General features: G+C 58.1%; 25 protein-coding genes and 1 riboswitch. Of the genes, 14 read left to right on the forward strand and 11 right to left on the reverse strand.

All coding sequences use genetic code 11. The features are described from left to right. Window positions 1-366: 366 nt before the first annotated feature. The gene (locus Q1B15_RS02740) at window positions 367-1,971 is read left to right on the forward strand and encodes a phosphoenolpyruvate carboxykinase (RefSeq protein ID WP_299749802.1); all 1,605 of its coding nucleotides are present in this window, start codon (window positions 367-369) and stop codon (window positions 1,969-1,971) included. A gap of 77 nt (window positions 1,972-2,048) precedes the next feature. On the opposite strand, the gene Q1B15_RS02745 is transcribed toward Q1B15_RS02740, so the two are convergent. Both Q1B15_RS02745 and Q1B15_RS02750 read right to left on the reverse strand, forming a co-directional pair. Then, on the reverse strand, window positions 2,049-2,822 hold the full coding sequence (locus Q1B15_RS02745; RefSeq protein ID WP_299749805.1) for a sulfite exporter TauE/SafE family protein: 774 nt from the start codon (window positions 2,820-2,822) through the stop codon (window positions 2,049-2,051). Window positions 2,823-2,832: 10 nt separating this feature from the next. After that, window positions 2,833-3,501 carry a DUF2161 family putative PD-(D/E)XK-type phosphodiesterase gene (locus Q1B15_RS02750; protein ID WP_299749866.1) on the reverse strand — a complete coding sequence of 223 codons (669 nt, stop codon included), beginning with the start codon at window positions 3,499-3,501 and terminating at the stop codon, window positions 2,833-2,835. A 298-nt stretch (window positions 3,502-3,799) separates the two neighbouring features. Here Q1B15_RS02750 and Q1B15_RS02755 point away from each other — a divergent pair, with 298 nt between their 5' ends. Together Q1B15_RS02755 and Q1B15_RS02760 are read left to right on the forward strand one after the other, a co-directional pair. Beyond that, window positions 3,800-4,720 carry a manganese-dependent inorganic pyrophosphatase gene (locus Q1B15_RS02755; RefSeq protein ID WP_299749808.1) on the forward strand — a complete coding sequence of 307 codons (921 nt, stop codon included), beginning with the start codon at window positions 3,800-3,802 and terminating at the stop codon, window positions 4,718-4,720. Between the two features lie 6 nt (window positions 4,721-4,726). After that, on the forward strand, window positions 4,727-5,602 hold the full coding sequence (locus Q1B15_RS02760) for a TIGR01459 family HAD-type hydrolase (RefSeq protein WP_299749811.1): 876 nt from the start codon (window positions 4,727-4,729) through the stop codon (window positions 5,600-5,602). Between the two features lie 98 nt (window positions 5,603-5,700). Here the strand turns inward: Q1B15_RS02760 and recQ are convergent, their stop codons facing one another. Together recQ and Q1B15_RS02770 are read right to left on the reverse strand one after the other, a co-directional pair. Next, window positions 5,701-7,749 (reverse strand): DNA helicase RecQ, encoded by a 2,049-nt coding sequence (gene recQ, locus Q1B15_RS02765; RefSeq protein WP_299749814.1) that lies wholly within the window; start codon window positions 7,747-7,749, stop codon window positions 5,701-5,703. 96 nt (window positions 7,750-7,845) lie between these two features. Next, on the reverse strand, window positions 7,846-8,133 hold the full coding sequence (locus Q1B15_RS02770; RefSeq protein WP_299749817.1) for a YggT family protein: 288 nt from the start codon (window positions 8,131-8,133) through the stop codon (window positions 7,846-7,848). A gap of 133 nt (window positions 8,134-8,266) precedes the next feature. On the opposite strand from Q1B15_RS02770, the gene Q1B15_RS02775 reads away from it, so the two are divergent. The 7 genes from Q1B15_RS02775 (at window position 8,267) to arfB (ending at window position 13,303) form a co-directional block, all read left to right on the forward strand. After that, window positions 8,267-8,815, forward strand: coding sequence for an acyl-CoA thioesterase (locus tag Q1B15_RS02775; RefSeq protein WP_299749820.1), 549 nt, complete (start codon window positions 8,267-8,269; stop codon window positions 8,813-8,815). 58 nt (window positions 8,816-8,873) lie between these two features. After that, window positions 8,874-10,250, forward strand: coding sequence for an MFS transporter (locus tag Q1B15_RS02780; RefSeq protein ID WP_299749823.1), 1,377 nt, complete (start codon window positions 8,874-8,876; stop codon window positions 10,248-10,250). Next, the gene (mepA, locus tag Q1B15_RS02785; RefSeq protein WP_299749826.1) at window positions 10,241-11,101 is read left to right on the forward strand and encodes a penicillin-insensitive murein endopeptidase; all 861 of its coding nucleotides are present in this window, start codon (window positions 10,241-10,243) and stop codon (window positions 11,099-11,101) included. The genes Q1B15_RS02780 and mepA overlap by 10 nt, the downstream gene beginning before the upstream one ends. A 50-nt stretch (window positions 11,102-11,151) precedes the next feature. Beyond that, the gene (locus tag Q1B15_RS02790; RefSeq protein ID WP_299749829.1) at window positions 11,152-11,352 is read left to right on the forward strand and encodes a hypothetical protein; all 201 of its coding nucleotides are present in this window, start codon (window positions 11,152-11,154) and stop codon (window positions 11,350-11,352) included. An 18-nt stretch (window positions 11,353-11,370) separates the two neighbouring features. After that, complete coding sequence (locus tag Q1B15_RS23310; RefSeq protein WP_366141657.1) at window positions 11,371-11,610, forward strand: esterase-like activity of phytase family protein; 240 nt, start codon at window positions 11,371-11,373, stop codon at window positions 11,608-11,610. A 412-nt stretch (window positions 11,611-12,022) separates the two neighbouring features. Continuing rightward, complete coding sequence (locus tag Q1B15_RS02795; protein WP_299749832.1) at window positions 12,023-12,643, forward strand: queuosine precursor transporter; 621 nt, start codon at window positions 12,023-12,025, stop codon at window positions 12,641-12,643. Between the two features lie 246 nt (window positions 12,644-12,889). After that, on the forward strand, window positions 12,890-13,303 hold the full coding sequence (arfB, locus tag Q1B15_RS02800) for an alternative ribosome rescue aminoacyl-tRNA hydrolase ArfB (protein ID WP_299749835.1): 414 nt from the start codon (window positions 12,890-12,892) through the stop codon (window positions 13,301-13,303). A gap of 165 nt (window positions 13,304-13,468) precedes the next feature. Here arfB and Q1B15_RS02805 read toward each other — a convergent pair whose 3' ends face one another. Genes Q1B15_RS02805 through thiB form a run of 3 tightly spaced genes read right to left on the reverse strand, consistent with a single transcriptional unit; the run spans window position 13,469 to window position 16,669 of the window. Beyond that, the gene (locus Q1B15_RS02805; RefSeq protein ID WP_299749838.1) at window positions 13,469-14,152 is read right to left on the reverse strand and encodes an ATP-binding cassette domain-containing protein; all 684 of its coding nucleotides are present in this window, start codon (window positions 14,150-14,152) and stop codon (window positions 13,469-13,471) included. Then, the gene (locus Q1B15_RS02810; RefSeq protein WP_299749841.1) at window positions 14,145-15,707 is read right to left on the reverse strand and encodes a thiamine/thiamine pyrophosphate ABC transporter permease ThiP; all 1,563 of its coding nucleotides are present in this window, start codon (window positions 15,705-15,707) and stop codon (window positions 14,145-14,147) included. Before Q1B15_RS02810 ends, Q1B15_RS02805 begins: the two co-directional genes overlap by 8 nt. Next, window positions 15,683-16,669: a thiamine ABC transporter substrate binding subunit gene (gene thiB, locus Q1B15_RS02815; RefSeq protein ID WP_299749844.1), complete on the reverse strand. Its 987-nt coding sequence runs from the start codon at window positions 16,667-16,669 to the stop codon at window positions 15,683-15,685. Before thiB ends, Q1B15_RS02810 begins: the two co-directional genes overlap by 25 nt. Window positions 16,670-16,703: 34 nt before the next feature. Beyond that, window positions 16,704-16,804: riboswitch (TPP riboswitch) on the reverse strand. 236 nt (window positions 16,805-17,040) lie between these two features. Between thiB and Q1B15_RS02820 the strand changes: the two genes are divergently transcribed. The 3 genes from Q1B15_RS02820 (at window position 17,041) to Q1B15_RS02830 (ending at window position 18,995) form a co-directional block, all read left to right on the forward strand. Beyond that, window positions 17,041-17,373, forward strand: a complete 333-nt coding sequence (locus Q1B15_RS02820) for a GNAT family N-acetyltransferase (protein WP_299749869.1) — start codon at window positions 17,041-17,043, stop codon at window positions 17,371-17,373. A gap of 69 nt (window positions 17,374-17,442) precedes the next feature. Next, window positions 17,443-18,543 (forward strand): chorismate synthase, encoded by a 1,101-nt coding sequence (gene aroC, locus Q1B15_RS02825; RefSeq protein WP_299749847.1) that lies wholly within the window; start codon window positions 17,443-17,445, stop codon window positions 18,541-18,543. Then, on the forward strand, window positions 18,543-18,995 hold the full coding sequence (locus Q1B15_RS02830; protein ID WP_299749850.1) for a hypothetical protein: 453 nt from the start codon (window positions 18,543-18,545) through the stop codon (window positions 18,993-18,995). Before aroC ends, Q1B15_RS02830 begins: the two co-directional genes overlap by 1 nt. On the opposite strand, the gene Q1B15_RS02835 is transcribed toward Q1B15_RS02830, so the two are convergent. The 3 genes from Q1B15_RS02835 to Q1B15_RS02845 form a co-directional block, all read right to left on the reverse strand. Next, on the reverse strand, window positions 18,992-19,402 hold the full coding sequence (locus Q1B15_RS02835) for a thioredoxin family protein (RefSeq protein WP_299749853.1): 411 nt from the start codon (window positions 19,400-19,402) through the stop codon (window positions 18,992-18,994). The genes Q1B15_RS02830 and Q1B15_RS02835 overlap by 4 nt on opposite strands. Window positions 19,403-19,415: 13 nt before the next feature. Beyond that, window positions 19,416-19,727: a hypothetical protein gene (locus Q1B15_RS23315; RefSeq protein WP_366141658.1), complete on the reverse strand. Its 312-nt coding sequence runs from the start codon at window positions 19,725-19,727 to the stop codon at window positions 19,416-19,418. A gap of 463 nt (window positions 19,728-20,190) precedes the next feature. Further along, the gene (locus Q1B15_RS02845; RefSeq protein ID WP_299749856.1) at window positions 20,191-21,060 is read right to left on the reverse strand and encodes a DMT family transporter; all 870 of its coding nucleotides are present in this window, start codon (window positions 21,058-21,060) and stop codon (window positions 20,191-20,193) included. 254 nt (window positions 21,061-21,314) lie between these two features. Between Q1B15_RS02845 and Q1B15_RS02850 the strand changes: the two genes are divergently transcribed. Further along, entirely contained in the window at window positions 21,315-21,626 is a 312-nt protein-coding gene (locus Q1B15_RS02850; protein WP_299749859.1) for a hypothetical protein, read from the forward strand. A gap of 370 nt (window positions 21,627-21,996) precedes the next feature. Here Q1B15_RS02850 and Q1B15_RS02855 read toward each other — a convergent pair whose 3' ends face one another. After that, window positions 21,997-22,284 (reverse strand): HU family DNA-binding protein, encoded by a 288-nt coding sequence (locus Q1B15_RS02855; protein ID WP_299749862.1) that lies wholly within the window; start codon window positions 22,282-22,284, stop codon window positions 21,997-21,999. Between the last annotated feature and the right edge of the window lie 182 nt (window positions 22,285-22,466).

Genomic DNA, 22,466 nt, shown 5'->3' on the forward strand with positions numbered 1-22,466 from the left:
GCTGCTCTTTGGCGCCTTATGAATGGCGCATTCTGTCGTGTCTTTTTCTAGGCATACTCGTGTCTGCTTTGCGGTAATTCAACAATAATGTGCGAATCATGGGTATTCGCCACGTTAGAAGAACGTTGTTTTAGTTAGATTCGGCTAATCCGCCACAGGTTGGGCCGGATTTCGCGTAAATCACGAGCGGCTCCGACGCATGTTGGCGCTAAACCCGCCCGTCTGATGGTTTGGTGGCGCTAACTGTGCGGATGCGTCCTGTTCAAGGCCAAAACCGACTGCCTATAAGGGCGTTAACACCACCGATCATGTGCTTCGGGCGGCAGCCCGGACCATGCGCACTACCGGGAAAGGGAGCGACGGGGTATGACACAAGGCCGGGTGAACACCAATCACACGCTTGAAACACAAGGCATTTCGGGTCTGGGCGAGGTTTATTACAACCTCATGGAGCCTGACATCATTGCCGAAGCACTGCGCCGCAAGGAAGGCGCACTGGGGCAAGGCGGCACGTTTTTGGTCTCGACCGGTAAATTCACAGGCCGGTCCCCCAATGACAAACACGTCGTGCGCACGCCGTCCGTGGAAGACACCGTCTGGTGGGACAACAACAAGCCGATGTCGCCGGAAGGCTTTGAGCGTCTTTACACCGATATGATGGCACACATGGCTGGGCGTGACTATTTTGTCCAAGACCTGTTTGGCGGAGCAGACCCGGCGCATCGATTGGACGTACGCGTTGTGACAGAACTTGCCTGGCACTCGCTGTTCATCCGCCACATGCTGCGCCGTCCCGACCGCGAAGAGCTGGACAGCTTTGTGCCAGAATTCACTGTGATCAACTCGCCGTCATTCCGCGCCGACCCAAAGCGCCACAATTGCCGGTCGGAAACCGTCATAGCGATGAACTTTGACCGTAGGCTAATCCTGATCGGCGGCACGGAATACGCGGGCGAGAACAAGAAGTCGGTGTTCACGCTGCTGAACTACCTTCTGCCCGAAAAAGGCATCATGCCGATGCATTGTTCGGCCAATCACGCCCCCGGCAATCCAGTCGATACGGCTGTCTTCTTCGGTCTGTCCGGCACTGGTAAGACAACGCTGTCCGCCGATCCAGAGCGCGTTCTCATTGGCGACGACGAACACGGCTGGTCGGATCGCGGCACGTTCAACTTTGAGGGCGGCTGTTACGCCAAGACGATCAACCTTAGCCGCGATGCCGAGCCCGAGATTTACGACACCACCACTAAATTCGGTACGGTGATCGAGAACATGGTCTATGATCCCGAAACCAAGGAACTGGATTTCCAGGACGATAGCCTGACCGCAAATATCCGCTGCGCCTATCCGCTGGAGTATATCTCGAACGCCTCAAAGACTGGGATTGGCGGACATCCCAAGAACATCATTATGCTGACTTGCGACGCCTTTGGCGTGCTGCCGCCGATTGCGCGGCTGACACCGGCGCAGGCAATGTATCACTTCTTGTCTGGTTTCACCGCAAAAGTGGCCGGGACCGAGCGGGGCGTGACTGAGCCTCAGCCGACGTTCTCGACATGCTTTGGCGCGCCGTTCATGCCGCGCCGTCCCGAAGTCTATGGCGCGTTGTTGCGCGACAAGATCGCAACGCACGGCGCGACGTGCTGGCTGGTCAACACTGGCTGGACAGGCGGCGCTTATGGCACAGGAAGCCGGATGCCGATCAAGGCGACCCGCGCGCTTTTGACGTCTGCTTTGGACGGGTCTTTGGAAGATGCCGAGTACCGCAAGGACAAGTATTTCGGGTTCGAGGTGCCGACCCATGTGAAGGCCTCCGCCGTGCCGGACATCCTGCTTGATCCGCGCCGGACGTGGGACGATGGCGAGGCTTATGACCGTCAGGCGGCCAAGCTGGTTGCGATGTTTTCCGAGAACTTTGGTCAGTACGAAAGCCACATTGACGACGATGTGAAGGCCGTGGCAATCGGGTGATATGGTAGTCCACCGGCTTTTTAAACGGAGGACCTGCTGGAGGTATTTTTGAAAGAGTGAAGACTCGCGGGCGTCGCCTAGCCCATCAGCCCGCGACGGATCAGGTTCAGCCCAGCCACGACCAGCACCAGAAGCGTCATTTTCCGGAACTTGTCCTGATCCAGGCGATCCTGCACGACAAACCCAAGCGCCAGCCCGACAAGGGCGGGCAAAAGCAGCACTGTTGACAGCGTCACCGACGGTGCGGTCAGCACGCCGGTTCTCATATGTGCCAGAACCAGCATGATCGCGCCTGCACTATAGACCACACCCTGCACACGCATTTGTTCGCCCTTTGGGGTCTCAAGCGCTGTAAGGTACAAAACCGTCGGCGGGCCCCAGATACCTGAAATTCCGCCGAGGAACCCCGAAAAGGCCCCGACGCTAAGTTCAACGGGTCTTCGGTTTCTTGCATCAATCCGGGGTCGCCAGCCGACGAGCTGGATAATCGCAAAAGTTGTGACCGGCACGCCAAGGATCAAGAACAGCACCGACGCGGGCAAAACCGTCACAAGTTGTGCGCTTGCCGCGATGAACCCAAGCAGCATCAACAAAAACCGCCAATGGATGCGTGCCGAAGCGAGCGCGGCCACCGGGCCGTTTCGCAGAGACTGCCAAAGGTTGGCCACCACCGCAGGCACGATAAGTCCGGCCAAAGCGACGTCCGGCGGAAGAAACGATGCCAGCCCCGAGATCATAATCATCGGCAAAGCGAACCCAACCGTGCCTTTTACGAAGCCCGCAAACAGCGCCAACGCAACGGACGCAATCATAAGCGTCGGACCAAGGCTTTGGATCAGATCGAGGTTCATAAGGTGCCGTCTAGTCCGCGCCCTGCTCGATGGAAAGGACCGCGGCCACGCCGGTCTCGGTTAACGCGTAAATGCCGCGCTCTACCACATCGAACCAGCCGTAGTGGTTGTCCCGCATCATCCGCGTTGCTTCCCGCACCCCCGTCGCACCTGCCACCACCGCCCCCTTGGATGCGCCTGCCTGGGCCAGATACGCCGCGCAAGCCTGAACATCCTGGCGATACGCCGTCACCAGCCCAGCGTTCCGCGCAGCGCCCCCGATATTCGGATCCCCGATGCGCCGCGAAAACTCGCGCAAAAGCCGCGCTTTCTTCCCCTTGATCTTTCGGGGCTGAAACGACGCCGGGTCACATTGTACTTCGACCAACCCGTCCTTCAGGCGAACCGTTATCAGGCCAAGCCCAAGACGGCGGCACAGCTTTTTCATGTTCTTCAAGGCGCCCTGAAACGGCTTGCCCGGTTTACGGGGCACGGCGATGTACACCAGATCAGTGATCATTTGCCGGTCAATCGCCTGATGCACCAGCGTCAGAGAAAACCCGACCTTGAGTTCAACAATCAACGGCGGATCTCCCGCACGGTAAGCCACAACATCGGCCGCCCCGATCTCGGCTTTGACCTCCCAGCCCTGACCTTCGAGAAACGCCTTGATCGGCGGATAAAGCTCGGTTTCGCGCAAAAGATCTGTCCCTGTTCCGCTTTGCGCCGAGACTGCCCCAAATCCCCGCAGCGCTTCAAGCGCTACAAGGAATTTCGAAGTTTTCGCCACGCATGGCACGAGGGCGCGTCAGCACATTTAGCCCAGGTCAGATTTTCAGGCCAGCGCGTTCTTTGACACTGGCCTCCCTTTTCCGATGCCCCATTCACACAACCTTCCGACAGATGCGTCAAAACCAAGCACATGCACCCCCGTGACATCCCCCTGCCCCCTGTTATAACGCGCCCAAATCACCTAAGCCCAAACGGAATATCATCCCATGACGATCCAAGTTTTTGGCCACAAATCCCCCGACACAGACTCCACCGGCTCGCCGATCATCTGGGCCTGGTACCTTTCGGAATGCCGCGACACCCCCGCCAAGGCCCGCCTTCTGGGCGAGCCGAACACCGAAGCACTCTTCGTGCTGCGCCGCTGGCAATTGGACCAGCCCGAACTGCTGGAAGACGTCACGGCGAACGACGAGGTTGTCATCGTTGACACAAACAACGTCGCCGAACTGCCAGCGTCAATCAACGACGCCCGCGTGATCGAGGTTATCGACCACCACATGCTGCAGGGCGGGCTAAAAACGAGGGGGCCGATCAACATCACAGTGCGCCCAGTCGCCTGCACCGCCACGATCATGTACGATCTGATGGGCGCGGACGCCAACAAAATGCCACGCCCTATCAAGGGTGCGATGCTGTCTTGCATCTTGTCCGACACGCTGGAATTTCGATCCCCGACGACAACGGACGTTGACCGCAGGCTGGCAGAAAAACTGGCCGCCGAACTTGGCATCGACATGCGCGACTATGCCGCCGAGATGTTCGCCGCGAAGTCCGACGTGTCGTCTTATTCCGACAGCGCGTTGTTGAGGATGGACAGTAAACCCTACGAGATTGATGGGGTGAAATTTCGCGTGTCGGTTCTGGAAACCACATCCCCTGGCACCGTTCTGGCACGCAAGGACGGGTTGATGGAAGACCTTGTCGCGGTCGCCGAAGAAGACGGCGTTGATCACGTTTTGTTCTTCCTCATAGACATCCTCGGTCAAGAGGCCCTGATGTTTATTCAAAATGATACTGTGCGGTCGATTGCCGAGAAAAGCTTCGGCGTCTCGGCGCCCGGCAACATGGTTGCCCTGCCCGGCATCATCAGCCGCAAAAAGCAGATCATCCCTGCCCTGAAAGTCTGAGCGAAAATGAGTATCCCTATCGTCGCCAATCTTGCCGAGATCTCGGACAATTATGACGCGGTCTTTTGTGACCTTTGGGGGTGCCTCCACAACGGCGTCGAACCCTTCCCCGAGGCCGTCAAAGCGTTGCGCGCATACCGCAAACGCGGCGGCAAGGTCGTCCTTCTGACCAATGCGCCGCGCCCTCGCGCTTCGGTCGAAAAGCAGCTGGAACTGATCGGCGTGGCCCGCGATTGCTGGGACGTAATCGCAACCAGCGGCGATAGCGCGCGCTCTGCGATGTTCCGCGGTGCTGTGGGCGAGAAGGTCTGGTTCATGGGCCAGGACTACGATCTCACCTTTTTCGAGCCGATCCACCTTGTCGATGACCCGATCCAGATCACCCGCGTTCCCTTGGAAGAGGCCACCGGCATCGCCTGTCTCGGCCCCTTTGACTCGAATGCCGACCCGGCAGTGAACCGGCCCGAATTTCTCTATGCCAAGCAGAAGGGTTTGAAGCTGCTGTGTGCCAACCCCGACATTGTTGTGGATCGTGGCGACAGCCGCGAATGGTGTGCGGGCGCACTGGCCAAGTTGTACACGGAAATGGGCGGCGAGAGCCTCTATTTCGGCAAACCCCATCCGCCGGTCTATGACCTTGCGCGCCGCCGTCTGACGGGACTTGGCGCCGAAATCCCTGACAGCCGCATCCTTGCGATCGGCGACGGGATCATCACCGATATCAAGGGGGCGCTTGGTGAAGGCATCGACAGCCTGTTCATCACGGGCGGGCTTGCCTTGGTCGAGACCTTGACCGTTGATCAGCCAGACCAGAAGGCGATGGATGATTTTGCCGCCAGTCAGCAGATCACGCCGACCTATGCAGTTGGATTTTTACGATAAAACTTTGCTCCCGAATGGCGATTTATGCTATTTCCTGAGGAAACCCGCGGGATTTACGATGTTGGCGAAAACGGCGGTTTGTCGGTGCGAACGTTGCGTTAGGTTTCGCGCAAGACTTCGGCAAAGGCTCCGCCGAAGCGTTCTGCAAGACGTTCGCCAAGAAGACGCTCGATATTATCGGCACGGTCCGCACCAAGCGCCGCAACCTTCGCAAGAAGAGACGCAGAACACGCCATCGGTTTGCCGGTTCCGTCTTCACCGCGCGCCAGATCCGCTTGTACAGCCAAAAGCCGGTCATAGGTTTCACCCGCCACACGACCCGCGAGTTTGCGACGCATCGGATGCGAAGGCGTCTCAGCCTCTCCGGTGATTATCTGAAGAAAATCAGCGCCGTAGCGCTCAAGTTTCTTTGCTCCAATCCCGGTGATCCCGGCCATCTCATCCATTGTACCGGGACGTGTCTCGGCCATTTCGATCAGCGTACGATCAGTGAAAATAACATAAGCCGGCACCCGCGCCGCTTCGGCCAAACCCCGACGCTTGGCCTTCAACGCCGACAACAATGGCGCATCTTCGTCGTTCACCAAAGTCTTCGCGGCAGGACGTCGCGACGGTTTCATCGTGTCTTTTCTCAGGGTTATCGACGCCTCGCCGCGCAAGATCGGGCGCGCGGCGTCGGTCATACGCAAGCCGCCGTGGCGCTCCGGATCAGGGCGCACAAGATCCTGCCCCATCATTTGCCGGAAAACGACCGCCCATGTGCGACGATCAACGTCTTTGCCAACGCCAAAAGTCGGCAAATCCTCATGCCCACGCTGGCGAACTTTATCTGTCACATTTCCAACAAGAATATCGGTCAGATGCCCCGCGCCAAACATCTCGCCAGTGCGCAAAATAGCCGACAATGCCTTACGGACCGCCTCGGTTCCATCGAAGGTTTCAGGCGGCGAATCACACAGATCACAGGTCCCGCAGGGCTCAGGCGTTTCACCGAAATAGCTGAGCAAATTCAGACGCCTGCACTGATGCGCTTCAGCCAGTCCCAAAAGCGCATTCAACCGCCCGTGATCCGCCATGCGTCGTTCCGGCGGGGCCAATCCCTCGTCAATCTGCATACGACGGAAACGGATATCATCCGCCCCGAAAAGCGTCAGGGTTTCAGCCGGAGCGCCATCCCGCCCAGCACGGCCAATCTCTTGATAATAGGACTCAATTGACTTTGGTAGGTCGGCATGTGCGACCCAGCGGATGTCAGGTTTGTCGATACCCATCCCAAAAGCAATCGTCGCCACAACCACCAGATCGTCATCGGTTTGAAAGCGTCGCTCGACCTCGCGACGGTGATCCGGCTCCATGCCGCCGTGATAGGCTAACGCCGAGTGACCTGCCTCACACATCGCCTTGGCAAGCGTTTCGGTCTTGGCGCGCGTACCACAATAGACGATGCCGGACTGGCCTTTACGCGCGGCCGCAAAATTCAGAATTTGATCGCGCGGTTTATCCTTGGCCGCAAAGCCAAGATGGATGTTCGGGCGATCAAACCCGCCGAGGAAAACAATCGGTTTGCTGTCGCCAAAAAGCCGTTCCGAGATCTCGTCGCGTGTTTCGGCGTCTGCCGTTGCCGTAAAGGCCGCAAGCGGCACATCCAGCGCGCCACGCAGCGCCCCGATACGCAGATAATCCGGGCGGAAATCGTGGCCCCATTGGCTGACGCAATGCGCCTCGTCCACCGCCAGAAGCGTCACGCCTGCCTGGGACAGCATCCGATCCGTGCCACCTGAAGCAAGCCGTTCCGGCGCCATGTAGAGAAGCTTGAGGTCGCCCTTATGGAGCGCGTCGAAAACCTCGGCGTTTTCGTCTTCGGTATTGGCAGAGGTTAGCGCACCTGCCGAAACACCAGCTTCTTTCAGCGCGCGTACCTGATCGCGCATCAAAGCAATCAACGGCGAAATGACCACGGTTAAGCCCGGGCGCATCAATGCAGGCAGTTGAAAACACAGAGACTTACCGCCACCGGTGGGTAGAATGGCAAGCACATCCGTGCCTGCGGCCACGGCCGAAACGATATCCGCCTGCATCGGGCGAAACCCGTCAAAGCCGAAAACTTCGCTTAGGATGGAATGGGCGGTGGGATTGGACCCGTCCATTGATATGCCTTGATTTTTAGCTGCTCTTATTGGCTACACCTTCGCATGTGAACGATAGGTGAACAAGGCCCGGTCTGACTCGCCGAGGCGGTCTTTTCAGATGAACGCGCCGGCGTTGTTGATCAGGATAATCCGGATCGCATAGACGCCGATCAAAGCTACCAGAGGGGCCAGATCAAGCCCGCCGGTGTTTGGCAAAAAGCGGCGGATACGACCGTAAACAGGATCAAGAAGACGGTTCAGACCATCCCAAAGCTGGCGCACAAAGGGTTGGTTCAGGTTCAGGACCTGAAAGCTGATCAGCCAGCTCATGACGATGTGCGCGATCATGATGAACCACGCGACATCAAGGATCAGAAGCAGGATTTGAAGGATCGATTGCATGTCTCGGCTTTCCGTCTTTTGGGTGACCTTCACCTAAGCGCAGAGCTGCCGCCTGACAAGGCCCCGACGAACGCGACGTTGCCCTTGACCCTTACCGCCAGAGGCGCGACCACGACGATGGGAGGCGCGAAGCATGTATCCGTATATCCGAGCCATCTACATGATGCTGAAGGGCCGTTCGATGCATGGCTTGGACGTCTATGGCACTCATGTATCCTATCACCGGGCCTGGCCCTGGGACACCGACGCCTTTGGCGAGCTGAACAATGGTCGCATACTCACTTTGTTCGAGCTTGCCCGCTGGCAGTCCGGTGTGCGGATGGGAATGATGCGCAAGGTCATCAAAGGCAGGATCATGTTTCCCATCGCCGGTGTTTCGGTGCGCTACCGCAAGCGTGTGCCGACGTGGCAGCGCTACCGGGTTCAAACGCGATTTCTTGGGTTTGATGAACGGTTCGTCTATGCAGACCAATCCATGTGGCAGGGGGAAACCTGCATGAACCAAATGCTCTTGCGGTTCGCGGTGAAAAACCGAAAAGGCTCGATCAAACCGGTGGAGTTTCTTGAGAGTCTCGGTTTTGGAACCGACAAAAAGACCCTTCCGGACTGGGCGCAAAACTGGGTCGACGCGGATGCGACACGCCCCTGGCCTCCGACGAGCGGGCCTGTGTACGACAACTGAGTATTGCCTAATCCTTGTGTGCCTTGTCTAAGTGGCGCGCAATGACCGGGGACCGCATGTGACTGAGCCAAGCCTGAAAAAACGCATTTGGGGCTGGTTCTTCTTCGATTGGGCCAGCCAACCCTATCACACTGTTTTACTGACATTTATCTTCGGACCGTTCTTTGCATCGGTGGCCGCAGAATCCTACATTGCCAGCGGGTTAAGCGAGCAGGCCGCCGATGCGCGCGCGCAGTCGATCTGGTCGCTTAGTCTGACACTGATCGGGCTAACCGTCGGCTTTGGCGGACCGGTGATGGGGGCTTTGGCTGACACCGCAGGACGCCGCATGCCTTGGATCATCGCGTTCTCGGCAATGTTTGTCGTCGGAGCGGGCGGGTTATGGTGGACGGAGCCGGACGGGTCGAACCTGATCTGGGCGCTGGTGTTCTTTGCCATCGGGTTTATCGGGGCGGAATACGCTTTGATCTTCACCAACGCGCAACTGCCAACGCTGGGATCACCTCAGGAAATCGGCAAGATTTCCGGCTCGGGGTTCGCCTTCGGTTATCTGGGCGGGTTAATTTCACTGGCCATCCTCTTGCTCTTTTTCGTCGAACAAGCCGACGGACGCACAATTGCAGGGCTCGCGCCAGCCTTTGGTCTGGACCCGGAGGCACGCGAAGGCACGCGGTTTGCGGGGCCTTTTGCAGCGCTTTGGTTTTTGGTGTTCATGATCCCCTATTTCTTGTGGGTGCGCGAAGTGCGCGGAGAGCACCGCCCGCATTCAATGAGAGCGGCGCTGGCAAGCCTCATTGGGTCTGTCAGGGGGCTGGCAAAGCGGCCGTCACTGGCGTCCTATTTGGGCTCGTCGATGCTGTACCGCGACGCATTGAACGGGCTATACGGGTTCGGCGGCACCTATGCTTTGCTGGTGTTGGACTGGGAGGTCACGCAGGTCGGCGTTTTCGGGATTGTCAGCGTTTTAGCGGCGGCAGCGTTTTCGTGGCTGGGCGGCGGCTTGGATAAACGGTTCGGGCCGAAACCAGTGATCATCACGACGATTCTTGGATTGATGCTTGTCTGTTTGACGATCGTGAACATGAGCCGCGAAAGCTTCTATGGCGTGGAACTCGCCGCGAATTCATCCCTGCCCGATATGGTTTTCCTCGGTTGCGGCATCATGATCGGCGGCTTGGGCGGCGTTTTGCAGGCGGCAAGCCGCTCGATGATGGTGCGCCATGCAGATGCCGAAGCACCTACCGAAAGCTTTGGTCTGTATGGCCTTTCCGGACGTGCGACGTCCTTTCTTGCCCCGGCGTTGATCGGCACGGTCACGGCATTGACGGAAAGTGCCCGGCTTGGCGTTGCCCCTTTGATCTTTTTGTTCCTTCTTGGTCTGATATTGCTACCATGGGTGAAACCCGACGGAGATCGAGCAAACACATGGGACTGAGGATCACAGCTGTCCTGACGGCCATCGCATTGTCCATTTCACCGGTTGCCGCCGAGCCGTTGGCCAAAGAGTTGTTTGGCGCGGCATCAAAAGCGTCCAGCCACACATCAGCGCCGTTCGGAGGCTACGCCAAGGGGTGCTTAGCAGGAGGGCAGCAGTTGGCGGAAAGCGGGCCCACATGGCAAGCGATGCGCCTTAGTCGGAACCGCAACTGGGGCCATCCAAGGGCGATAGGTTTCATTGATCGCCTGTCCCGCGCGGCGGCCGCGCAACCAGGATGGAACGGGCTTTACATCGGAGACATTTCGCAACCGCGTGGAGGCCCAATGTTGACAGGTCATCGCAGCCATCAGCTTGGGTTAGATATTGATGTCTGGATGTTGCCCGCGCGCGATTTGACCCTTAATCGGACCGAACGCGAGAACCTCTCGTCGATTTCAACCCGCCGGGCCAATGGCGCCTTTGTGAATGAAAACTGGACGCCCGCACACCATAGGATTCTTAAGGCTGCGGCCAGCGACCCGGACGTGGCACGGATTTTCGTCTTCCCCGGGGCAAAAGTGCAGATGTGCAAGGACGCACGCGGCGATCGTTCGTGGCTGCGAAAAATTCGACCATGGTGGGGGCATCACTACCATTTCCATGTTCGCCTGAAATGCCCAAGCAATGCTGGTGCTTGCGTGAACCAGGCCCCGCCGCCGGCTGGCGACGGCTGTGATCAGGCGCAAGAATGGGTGGACAACATCCTGAACCCGCCGCCGCCCGACCCAAATGCCAAGCCAGCACCTCCTCGCAAAGAGTTGCGGATGGCCGATCTGCCACAGCAATGCGCTCAAGTCTTGTCGCGCTGAGTCTCGCGGCAGCGCCGACTGCTAAGGATCCCGGTCTTCAGCAAACATCCATGGTCGTCTGGAAATGGCCCGGGCCCTATTTCGAAGCGTGGTCGGCGATAGAGGTCATCGAGGCTGGCGCCTCGTTCATCGCCATCGGAGATTACGGGCAAAGCTACTGCGGTCATTTTGAAAGGGAAGGAGACCGGATCATGGGGGTGTCACGCAAGCCGCTGGGTGCGCTGACCGACACATACGGCGCGGCGTTCTGACGCAAAAGTGGCGAAAATATTAGCGACAGCGAAGGTCTGACCACCCTCCCGGACGGACGTTTTGCCGTAGCCTTTGATCTCTCATCGAAGATTCTGGTCTACGGCGATGACAGCAATCCCAAACGCATTGATCTGCCTCCCAATGTGAATGCACTCACCGGAAATAGAGGTGTTGAGGCGCTGGCGCTGGATCTTGAGGGACGTCTTATTGCCATCCCAGAGCCTGTGCCAAAACAGGCGCCCGGAGTTCCTGTTTAGCGCCAAACAGAAAACGGCTGCGATATAATCGGCCACGTCAAAAGGTCGCTGGGCTTTTGGCCTGTCGGAGCAGATATCGGCCCCGATGGAAGGCTATACGGTCTTGAGCGTGCGTTTCATCTTATCGGATTTCAAAGCCGAGTTCGCGCCTTTCTTCCTGACGGTTTTGACTCCGAGGGTGACGTGATTTGGACAACGCCTTTGCGTGCCTTTGACAATCTCGAAGGTTTGTCAGTTTGGGAGGACGGCGACGGACGACTTCGTTTTACGATGATACCAGATGACAACAATCTGGACATTCAGCAAACGCAAATCGTCGAGTTCCGCTTGACGCACTGATCCCCGACCGCTACTTGGGCCCGTCCCCTACCGGGCCAAGTCTCCGACTACCTTGTCAAAACGGAAATCAGATATGACACGTATTCTTCCTGGCATTCTTGCCATGGCAGTGATTGTCGTGGCCTCGAATATCCTTGTGCAATTCCTGTTTGGTCAGTGGCTGACCTGGGGCGCATTCACCTATCCGCTAGCATTTCTCGTCACCGATGTGATGAACCGCGTTTATGGCGCGCGTGATGCGCGCAGGGTTGTTTTCGCGGGCTTTTTGGTCGGCGTGTCTTGCTCGATGATCGGCACTCAGATTGTTGGCGAGTTCGGACCGCTTGTGAGCTGGCGCATTGCTTTTGGATCGGGACTTGCTTTCCTTACGGCGCAAATGCTGGACGTTGCGATCTTTGATCGCCTGCGCGGTGGGAACTGGTGGCGCGCGCCTTTGGTGTCGACACTGTTTGGATCAGCCTTGGATACCGCCCTGTTTTTCACCATCGCCTTTTCCGCAATGCTCGCCTTTATCGAGCCCGGAAACGATGTAAGTTGGGCCGGAGAGGTGCTGCCACTTCTGGGGGTTGGTCCCGCTGTGCCACTATGGGTCTCGCTCGCTGTGGCGGATTGGGGTGTAAAGCTTGCCTTAGCATTGATCGCTTTGCTGCCATTTCGCGCAATTGTGAGGCGTCTTGGTGCAAACCTTGCGTGAAAATCGTTGACAGACACAATATCTATGCCAACCTCTAAAGATCAGAAACAAGCGAAAGGAGGTGGTCCAGTGTCTAGAGCGATATTGGAGAGACGTGTCGGAACAGTCGGGGGGGTCGTCGCCTGAAGGCTAACCTGAAGGCAGAACACCTTTGATTGGGCCGTCGGCATGCCGACCCCTAACTGGCCCATCTCCAAAACACTCGGAAGGGTCGCCTAACGGCGGCCCTTCTTCTATGTAGGTCATATGCAGATCACACCCGACATCACGATCGCCGACTGGGAGCTTTCTGAAAGCTTTATGCGCGCCTCGGGGCCGGGCGGGCAGAATGTGAATAAAGTGTCCTCTGCCGTAGAACTTCGGTTTGAGGCCGAGCGGTCCCCCCATTTGCCAGCAGCAGTAAAGCGGCGCTTGCAGCGGCTGGCCGGGCGGCGATGGACGAAAGAAGGCGCCGTTGTGATTCAGGTCAGCGAGGAACGCAGTCAGGCCCGCAACCGAGAGATCGCGCGCACGCGGCTGGCGGATTTGATCCGGCGTGCGGCCGAAAAGCCAAAGAACCGGATCAAGACGCGGGTTTCTCTAGGGCAAAAGCGAAAGCGGGTGGAAGCAAAGAAACAGCGCGGGAACCTCAAAGCATTGCGCGGACCTGTCGAAGATTAGGAACTTTGCCCCTCGCCGCTTTCGCGTCACACCTTAAGTTTTTTTAACCCAAAGAAACCGCGTTATCCTTAACGCTTCCGGCTGGAATGCCGAATATTGACGTTCATGAAACTATTCCAGGAGGCGCGCGGGACAGGCAGGGCAGCACCCCTGCGTTTTTGCGGCTTATCTTAGGTAGGAGTCCAGCTCCGGCGGCGGGTCGGCGAATAGCCTTTTGGTATCGCAAGGGGGGGCGACCTTGCCATCGACGACCAAGATTGTCCGCTCTGCCCCGCGGGCATCTTCGGGATCGTGTGTGACCATCAAAAGCGTCGCTTCTGGTAAAAGCTCTTTTACAAGCGCAAGCATTTCGCGACGCTGCGCGGGCCCAAGGGCTGAAAAGGGCTCGTCCATCAAGATGACCGGGCGATCCGTAAGGAGCAGTCGTGCAAGGGCAATACGGCTTTGCTGGCCACCGGAAAGTTCGGCAGGTTTACGCCTTTCAAGCCCCGTAAGACCAACCCTTCCAAGCGCCACCAACGCGCGGTCCAACGTTTGCGCATCGGGCCTTGGCACCGGAGCGCCACCCAGAGCTACGTTCATCAGGCTGTCGAGGTGGGGAAACAGGTTATTATCTTGGAACAACATCGCGACGGGGCGCGCGCCGGGCGGTAGGTTCGTCAGATCGCTGTCCATCCAACTTACGCTGCCGCGGTCCGGCAAGCTGAAGCCTGCGATAAGCGACAGCAAAGTGGATTTCCCCCCGCCGGAGGGGCCGATCACCGCTGTCACGCCGGGCTCTGCGATGGTCAAATTTGCAGAAAGCGAGAAGTCTCCCTGCTTAAGGAAGATGTTTTTCAGACTAAGCACCACGCCGCCCTCCGTAGTCACACGCCCAAAACAAGAGCAGGCTTAGCATCAACAAAAGCAATGATGCGCCCGCGGCTTCGTCCATGCGATATGCTCCCATTAAGCGATAAAGTTGCAACGGCAGCGTGGCAGTTTCCGGATCGGCGAACAGGGCGACCACTCCGAGGTCTCCCATCGACAGGGCGGCCGCCAAACCGGCCGAGAACCCAAGCGGTCGGCGGATGCGTGGAAGCACCAGCAATTGCATCCGGGCCCAGCCGACCAGCCCAAGACTATCCGCGAGGGGGCCATGGGCCGCTTCGACGTCTCGGACCGCGGGGATCAGAACGCGAAGGGCAAAGGGCATTGTAACCAATGCGTTGATCAGCGCTGTAACGGGCAGCGCTAATCGCGAGGGCTCAATGAACGGAAAGACAATGACGAACAGTCCTGTTCCCAAGACCAATGGCGACGCCGCGATGGCAAGCAATCCAGCACTTTCGATCCAGCGCGCGCCACGCCTGAGACGTGCCGCTGCGATCGCCATTGCGATGGCCCCCGTAAGAACAAGTGCTGTCGAAATGACCGCAACAACGAGGGATCGGCCTGCCGACGTCCAAACGACCGCTGGCAAATCAGTGATCGTCCAAATACCTCGCAAAAAGACCGCTGCCATTGGTGCAATCACAAAGAGCGCCGCGCCCGCGATCAGCATGCCGTCCACCGCGCGGCGCGGCAGATCGGAAGCGTCCCAGCGTCTTGGGAGGCGATCAAGCCCTTTGCCGAACTCCGATGTTGTTGCCCACTGCAAGGCGAACAGGGCTGTTGCGCCTGTGATAACAAGCTGCACGGCCGAGAGCATAGCCGCGCGCGCAAGGTCGAAGTCAAAGCGCAGAGCTTGAAAAATTGCGAGTTCGACGGTGGTTGCGCGCGGGCCTCCGCCAAGGGTCAAAGCGACGGCAAAGCTTGTTGTGCAGATGACGAAAATCACCAATGCAGCAGGTGGCACTGCGCGCAGAAGCATTGGAGCTTCCAAGTGCCGTAGGATCGCAGAGGGACCCATATTGAGCGATGCCGCGAGCCGAAAGCGTTCTGCGGGAATCGTTTGCCAGCCTTGCAAAAGTAACCGCGTGGCCAGTGGCAGGTTCAAAAAGACATGGGCAAGTATCACGCCATGCAGCCCGAAAATACTGATTGGTGCGACGCCAACCTGCGCCAGCCCTGCGTTAATGAGGCCGCCGCGACCAAAAATCGCAAGAAGGCCAAACACCGCAACGATCACGGGAAGAAGAAAAGGCGCGCCCAATAGGGTAATCAACGCTTCCCGGCCCCAAAAGCGGCGGCGTGCCAGAGCGCGGGTAACCGGAATGGCCAGCGCAACACTGATCAGCGCCGAAAGAAGCGCTTGCCAAAGTGTGAAACGCACGGCTGCCCAATCGGCTGCGGAAAGTCCGCGACCGCCTTCTGCTGACAAGACGACAGCAACTGCGGTTATACCGATGAAAGCAGGGATCGCGGTGGCGACCGCGATCCCTGCCCAACCGGCAAAGCCTAGCGGCTGAGCGCGGTCAGCCATTCATCCAGCGCGACATCGCGCACCCCGGCTGCAGCTTCAGGCGACAAAAGTAACGCCTGATCAGGCTGCACCAATGCTTCGAACCCTTCCGGCAATCCGCCTTTCGGTGTCACCGCCGGATACATCCAGTTTGTCGTCGGAATGACGGATTGGAACGCGTCGGTCAGCATGAAGTCTAGGAACGCTTTGGACAGGTCTGGCTGATCGCTGGAAGCCAGTTGCCCCGCGACTTCGACCTGTAGGTAATGGCCCTCGCTGAAGTTTGCTGCAGCTTTGCTGTCATCGTCTTCTGCGATGAGGTGATAGGCGGGTGATGTGGTGTAGCTGAGCACCATGTCCGCTTCGCCTTCAAGGAAGAGACCGTAAGCCTCGGACCAACCGGGTGTGACTGTCACGACGTTATCGGCAAGCGCGTCCCAGATGGCGGGAGCTTCGTTGCCGTAGGCAGCTTTGACCCACATCAAAAGTCCAAGGCCCGGCGTTGACGAGCGCGGGTCCTGGATCACAATTGACGTATCGCTTGCGCCCAGTGCCCGGAAGTCAGTGGGAACATTTTCCATGGCCGCATTGTGCACAAAGGCAAAGTAGCCCCAATCGTATGGCAGGAATGTCGCATCCAGCCATTCCACCGGCATATCAAGATCAGGAGTCACAAGGCCATGCGGAGCAAAAAGCCCGGTTTCACTGGCCGCCGCGATCAGGTTTGTATCGAGGCCAAGCACCACATCGGCATCACTTCGGGTCCCTTCAAGGCGGACCCGACCAAGGAGGGCCGCGCCGTCGCCTGCGGCAACGAATTGCAGATCGCAAGCGCAAGTTGCTTCGAACGCCGCTTCAATTGCGGGGCCCGGGCCCCAGTCTGCGACAAAACTGTCGTAGGTATAAACGGTCAGGACAGGCGAGTCTTGGGCCGAAGCCGGAGTGACTGCCAAAAGCCCTGCCGCAAGGATTGGATAACGCATCTCAATTTCCTCTCAACTGGGCGAAGGAACGGGTTGAGAGCATCTCGACCTTCCCTCCGCCGGCATTAACCGGTTCAGGTTCAACGGGTCCGCTCTTCAGCATCTCAGCCCAATTGGGCCCCCCGAGGTACCTCATGAGGTAGGGCGGAATGCACAGCTGTGCAAGGTCAATTGAGGCACGGCCCTCAGACCTGAGGTATTTCCGAAAGAGTGAATGTGCGCAGGGTACGGCATATAAGTTTTGGGATGTCCGGCTTGGGAAAGAAAGAGTTTTGATCACAGCGGCGGACGGCCGCGATGCGCCCTTGGTGTGAGAGACTGTTCGGGCAGCTTACGCGGATTGGGCCGAGAGGTTGTCTGGCTTGCCGGATGTGAGCCGGGGTGTTGGGGCGGATATTGCTGCTGAGCGTGTTTTGGTGACGGTTGATCGCGACGCGCCTATCGGGTGCCTCCTTGGTGGGATGATCGACCGTATGTGGCATGGGGCAAATATTGCAGTCTCGCCCAGCCCCGCTGGGACGGGCGTAGGCAGTGCCTTGATGCGGTTCGCCGTTGCCCGAGCTTTGCGGGATGGCGTGGACGAGATGGCCTTGGCAAGGCATCGTGACATGCCCCGCAAACTGGCCCTATATCAACGGCTTGGCTGGCAGGTTTGGGGCGAGGACGGCAACCGGATCATGATGCACCGCGACACTGCAGCGTAGAGAACGCATCGCCCGCGCTTCCATCCGTTCGCGGTTCCGATTAGACCGTCTTCCAAAGGAGACAACGCGATGAGCCTGAACACCTATGGACATGTTTTCCGGGTTACGACCTGGGGCGAAAGCCACGGGCCGGCGCTTGGCGCGACGGTGGACGGATGTCCGCCGGGCGTGGCTTTGAGCGAGGCCGATATTCAGGTGTGGCTAGATCGCCGCAAGCCCGGTCAGAACAAATACACCACTCAGAGGCGCGAGGCCGATGAGGTTGAGATCCTTTCTGGCGTGTTTGAAGGCGTGACGACCGGCACGCCCATTCAGCTGATGATCAAGAACACCGATCATCGCTCTAAGGACTATGGCGATATCGCCGAAAAATTCCGGCCCGGACATGCGGATATCTCCTATTGGCAGAAGTACGGCATCCGCGATTATCGCGGTGGTGGACGGTCTTCTGCGCGTGAAACAGCCGCAAGAGTTGCCGCAGGCGGTGTGGCGCGGGCGGCGCTTGCCAAGCTTGCGCCGGAGGTGTCGGTTACCGGATATATGGTCGCCATGGGCGAAAAAGACATTGATCGCAGCCGCTTTGATTGGGACGAGATTGGTCGCAATCCGTTCTGGGTGCCGGACGCAGACGCGGCCGGGGAATGGGCTAGGTATCTGGACGGCCTGCGTAAAAGTGGGTCATCGGTTGGCGCAATGATTGAAGTTTGTGTGCGGGGCTGCCCGCCGGGGCTTGGGGCCCCTGTCTATGCTAAACTTGATACCGATATGGCGGCCGCGATGATGTCGATCAACGCGGTGAAGGGTGTTGAAATTGGCGAAGGCATGGCCGCCGCGCGTTTGACGGGCGAAGCCAATGCCGACGAGATCACAATGGGGCCGGACGGGCCCGTGTTTTCGTCGAACCATGCCGGTGGCATTCTGGGCGGTATTTCGACCGGTCAGGACGTTGTTGTCCGGTTTGCGGTGAAACCGACGTCGTCCATTTTGACGCCTAGAAAGACAATCACCAAGTCCGGGCAAGAGACCGAGATTATCACCAAGGGTCGACATGATCCCTGTGTTGGTATTCGCGCGGTGCCTGTGGCTGAAGCGATGGCCGCAGCGGTGGTTCTGGATCACCTATTGCTGGACCGGGCGCAGACGGGCGGCGTACGCGGGCCTATTGGCTGATGGCTGACAACTTTCTGGTCGTAATCCCGGCTGATCCGAAGGCGGCGTTGCCGGATACGTCTCCTGCCCTTCGCGAAGCATTGGCCGCGCTTACCGGGACCCGCGAGGCGCGCGTCAAGGACTACGGCAAACTACAGTTCATTGATTGTGGCGAGAATTTCGAGAGCATTGCCTGTCCTATCTGTGAGGCGGCCGTCTCAACAGATCAATGGCGCGCCTGGATGGACACGGACTGGCACGGTGAGGACGGCTTTCACCTTCACCGCCATACTACAACCTGCTGTGGGGCCGACATTTCGCTGAACGAGCTGGACTATCGTTGGCCTCAAGGGTTCGCACGCTGGTTTGTCAGCGCACGAAATGATGGGCGGGGGCCATTGACGTCAAGCGAGGTTGCGCGACTTGAGGTGGTAGTGGGGTTGCCCCTGAAAGCCATCGCCCAGATGTATTAGGCCGTCGCAGCACCAAGGGCTGTGTCCATAAGCGCCTTGATCTCGGCTTTGCGGGTACCCGCGACGATCCGGCCAAGTTCCTTGTTACCACGCAAGACGACGAGCGTTGATCGACGGGGAATATTAAGTGACTTGGCCAGGTTCGAGTTCGAGTGAACGTCCCAATCGACGGAAACAAAGCTGACATTCGCCGTATAGTCCGGGTTTTCGGCCTTAAGGGCGCTGATGGTGCGTTCCTGGCTCCGGCAAGTGGTGCACCAATCGGTGTAGAAATCGACAAAGACAGTTCTGCCGGCGGCAAGTTCTTTTTGAACCAGACCGGGGGTGTAGGCCTCGCCGGGACTGGCAAGAACAGGCCCCGCAAGGGCTGTTGCGGCAGCTGAAATAAGGAATGTACGGCGATACATAAGGTGTCTCCTGTCAGATCGAAACGGAAAGTTCTGTGAGCCACCTGGGCAGGTTGTCCAATGCCCAAATCTCGATCACGTGGTGAAATTTAAGAGATATGGCTATGCCAACGGCAACAAAGACCGCGCCCATCACAGGGCGTGCTGCGACGGCGAAACGGCGCATCGTGGCTAGGCGTTTACGGATCACAGATTGTGCGCCGTAGCCCAGAGCAAGGATGACCGTCGATACGCCAAGCGAAAAAGTGACCATGATCGCCCCTGCCCGCAAAAGGCTTTCGCCCTGGCTGGCAAGTGAGATTGCTCCGCTAAGTGTGGGACCGATACAGGGGCTCCATACCGCACCAAGAAGGACGCCGGCGGTGAATTGACCCGCAGGCCATCTCGATCGATGTGATCCATGCCGCTATCTGCCTGCGTTGAAATGCCTGCAGTTGCAGTGGCAAATCTTGCCGACAATTGCCGCACCAGAAGGACAAGGCCAAAGCCGATCATCAAGATGGCCGCGACGTTGGATACGGCTTCTTCGGTAATGCAAAAGGTGCGACCCAAGACGGCGACGAACAGACCAAGGGTCACGAACGACAGGCTCATGCGAACCGCCAGTACCAACGGGCTGGAGCGCCCTGCTTGCAGCGACGTCACCAGAACGATGGGCAGGATCGGCAGAACGCGGGGGTTAATCAGCGTGAGCAGGCCCGCGAGATATCCAAGGAGCAGATCCATGGCATTCTACCTGTGCGGTTCTTTCCGAATTGTCATCTAAAACGCTGTGACAGAGGACAATTTCACGTCAGGGCGCGGGTTTTTGCAATCTGTACGGCAAGGATTGAGACAGTGATAATGGCGACGCCCACAAGGTCGAGCGTACCGAGCGTCTCGCCCAAAAGAAGCGCGGCAATGGCCACACCAAAGAACGGATTGAGGAAATGAAAAGTCGCGGACCGCACGGTTCCAATGCGGTTGACCAGCCAGAACCAAACTATTGTAGCAATCACTCCGGGCACAAAGATTGTATATCCAATGGCGGCGACAAGAATCGGCGACCAGTTGAAATCCCATGTTTCGAATTGCGCCGGGACCGCCAGCGCGACGGCTCCAATCAGCATTTGATAGCCCACCACGGTCAGCATATTGCCGCCCGAGCTTGCACCACGCACCGCAAGGGTCGCGAAGGTGAGGGCCAACACAGCGACGCCGCACAGAAGGATGCCATAAGGATCAACGCCCGCATTCAGACGCGTCCCCATGATCAAGGCAACACCTGCAAAACCGCCGATCAGTCCAATGATGCCGAGGGGCCGGATCGTTTCGCCCCAGAGCAGCCAGCTTGCCAGCGCGACCCAAAGCGGCAGAGACGATGCAATGATCGCCGCAACCGAAGCCTCAATCGTTTGCATCGCGACAAAGTTCAGGCCGAGGTAAAGGGCATTCTGGCAGATGCCGAAGACGATTGTGAGCCGCCATTGCTGTGGCGTCAGGCGAAAGCTTTGGCCCAGAATGCGTACAATTATCAGCGTGACGATGCCAGAAATGAGGAAACGCAGAGATGAAACGGCAAGCGGTGGAGCGTTGGTCACAATGATCCGCGCCGATGTGAAGGCCGATGACCACATCAACGCAAATGCCAGCCCCATAAGGATTGCGCGGAGATCCATTGCCCTGCCCGTAATTTCTAAATGCCGCCTAGCAGGTCGTTTATTGTGATGCCAGTGGTGACGCCGAAAATGCTGTTATAGCATGCCGCCATGCCAATCAGAGTGATCACAGTATCTGCGCCCGACTCCGCAGTCCCCACGTTTTTGAAAAAGGCGCAAAAGCTTGGCGTCTCGGGCCTCCGCACGTTCAGATAAACGCAAGCCGAGGACCGCACAACGCTTCAGATGCTGTCGGCGGGTGAAGATCCTGCCGGTTGAGACCACCATCCCCCTTGCCCCGCGAAGAAGAAGAGGCCGTTGAGAAGGCAGAAAAGGACCCAAATCGAACGATCGGCGACCGCAGGCGCGAGGAAATATGGAACGATGTCTGGACGCAGGCAAAAACCGATCAGACCTATCTGATCTTTGTGGTTCTTTCGACGATTGTTGCAGCCCTTGGGCCTGAACAGGACAACGTTGCGGTCTTTGTCGGAGCGATGGTGATCGCGCCGCTTTTAGGGCCGATCCTTGCATGTGCAGTGGGGATCGCTTTGGCGGCATTGATGTGGTGGCGCGTCAACGGATAGGCAATTGGGCCGCTCGGATCGGACGGCCTAAGCAGGACTACTTTTTGTTGCGCCTGGAGACTTGGTTTTCCAAAATCGCGCTGCCGACATTGCCCCAACCGCCAGTCTTCGAGACTTTGCATCTTATGAAGCCTGCAACGCCACTATTCCCGCCAAGTGCCAGTGCGTCATTCAGCAGTGAGGTGTTACCTGCGCCTCCGCCCTTGAGTGCACCGGCCATGTTTTGTGCAGCGTCTTTGTTGCTGCCTTTGGCGTGCCCCCCCCCAAAAAAAAGCGGCAGGTGCGAAAGCGAGAGCACCACATTAACTCACCCTGAAAACGAAAAAGGGCCGCCCCAAGGCGACCCTTCTGAAATCGAATAGGTATTCGATCAGTCGTTTACGCTATCCTTGAGCGCCTTCGCGATGGTCATTTTGACCACTTTGTCAGCGTCCTTGTGGATTTGCTCGCCGGTGGCTGGATTGCGCACCATGCGCGCCGGGCGCTCGCGGCAATAGATTTTGCCAACGCCTGGAAGCGTTACGGCACCGCCGCCGGACACTTCGTCGGTGATGATGCCGACGATGGCATCAAGCGCCTCGCCTGCGGATTTCTTGTCGCTGCCCATCTTCTCGGCGAGCGCCGCTACAAGCTGTGTCTTCGTCATCGGTTTTGCCATGTTGAATCTCCTCGATCTGGCCCATTCTAGGGGCTCATTCCCCTTATTTAACTGGATATGGTGGTATAACACAACGAATTGTGGTCCCAACACAAGCGCTAATCACTCCAAAATCGGGGGAAAAGGCCTTATTTTAAAGGAAAGCGGTCTCATCAAAGCTGCGAAGCTTGCGTGAATGGATG

This window comes from uncultured Boseongicola sp. (assembly GCF_937988555.1).
Lineage (GTDB): Bacteria > Pseudomonadota > Alphaproteobacteria > Rhodobacterales > Rhodobacteraceae > Boseongicola.

Coding starts and splice junctions, on each gene's coding strand:
- Q1B15_RS02740 (WP_299749802.1), top strand. CDS start 367: ATGACACAAGGCCGGGTGAACACCAATCACACGCTTGAAACACAAGGC.
- Q1B15_RS02745 (WP_299749805.1), bottom strand. CDS start 2,822: ATGAACCTCGATCTGATCCAAAGCCTTGGTCCGACGCTTATGATTGCG.
- Q1B15_RS02755 (WP_299749808.1), top strand. CDS start 3,800: ATGACGATCCAAGTTTTTGGCCACAAATCCCCCGACACAGACTCCACC.
- Q1B15_RS02760 (WP_299749811.1), top strand. CDS start 4,727: ATGAGTATCCCTATCGTCGCCAATCTTGCCGAGATCTCGGACAATTAT.
- recQ (WP_299749814.1), bottom strand. CDS start 7,749: ATGGACGGGTCCAATCCCACCGCCCATTCCATCCTAAGCGAAGTTTTC.
- Q1B15_RS02770 (WP_299749817.1), bottom strand. CDS start 8,133: ATGCAATCGATCCTTCAAATCCTGCTTCTGATCCTTGATGTCGCGTGG.
- Q1B15_RS02775 (WP_299749820.1), top strand. CDS start 8,267: ATGTATCCGTATATCCGAGCCATCTACATGATGCTGAAGGGCCGTTCG.
- mepA (WP_299749826.1), top strand. CDS start 10,241: ATGGGACTGAGGATCACAGCTGTCCTGACGGCCATCGCATTGTCCATT.
- Q1B15_RS02790 (WP_299749829.1), top strand. CDS start 11,152: ATGGTCGTCTGGAAATGGCCCGGGCCCTATTTCGAAGCGTGGTCGGCG.
- Q1B15_RS02795 (WP_299749832.1), top strand. CDS start 12,023: ATGACACGTATTCTTCCTGGCATTCTTGCCATGGCAGTGATTGTCGTG.
- arfB (WP_299749835.1), top strand. CDS start 12,890: ATGCAGATCACACCCGACATCACGATCGCCGACTGGGAGCTTTCTGAA.
- Q1B15_RS02810 (WP_299749841.1), bottom strand. CDS start 15,707: ATGGCTGACCGCGCTCAGCCGCTAGGCTTTGCCGGTTGGGCAGGGATC.
- thiB (WP_299749844.1), bottom strand. CDS start 16,669: ATGCGTTATCCAATCCTTGCGGCAGGGCTTTTGGCAGTCACTCCGGCT.
- aroC (WP_299749847.1), top strand. CDS start 17,443: ATGAGCCTGAACACCTATGGACATGTTTTCCGGGTTACGACCTGGGGC.
- Q1B15_RS02830 (WP_299749850.1), top strand. CDS start 18,543: ATGGCTGACAACTTTCTGGTCGTAATCCCGGCTGATCCGAAGGCGGCG.
- Q1B15_RS02835 (WP_299749853.1), bottom strand. CDS start 19,402: ATGTATCGCCGTACATTCCTTATTTCAGCTGCCGCAACAGCCCTTGCG.
- Q1B15_RS02845 (WP_299749856.1), bottom strand. CDS start 21,060: ATGGATCTCCGCGCAATCCTTATGGGGCTGGCATTTGCGTTGATGTGG.
- Q1B15_RS02855 (WP_299749862.1), bottom strand. CDS start 22,284: ATGGCAAAACCGATGACGAAGACACAGCTTGTAGCGGCGCTCGCCGAG.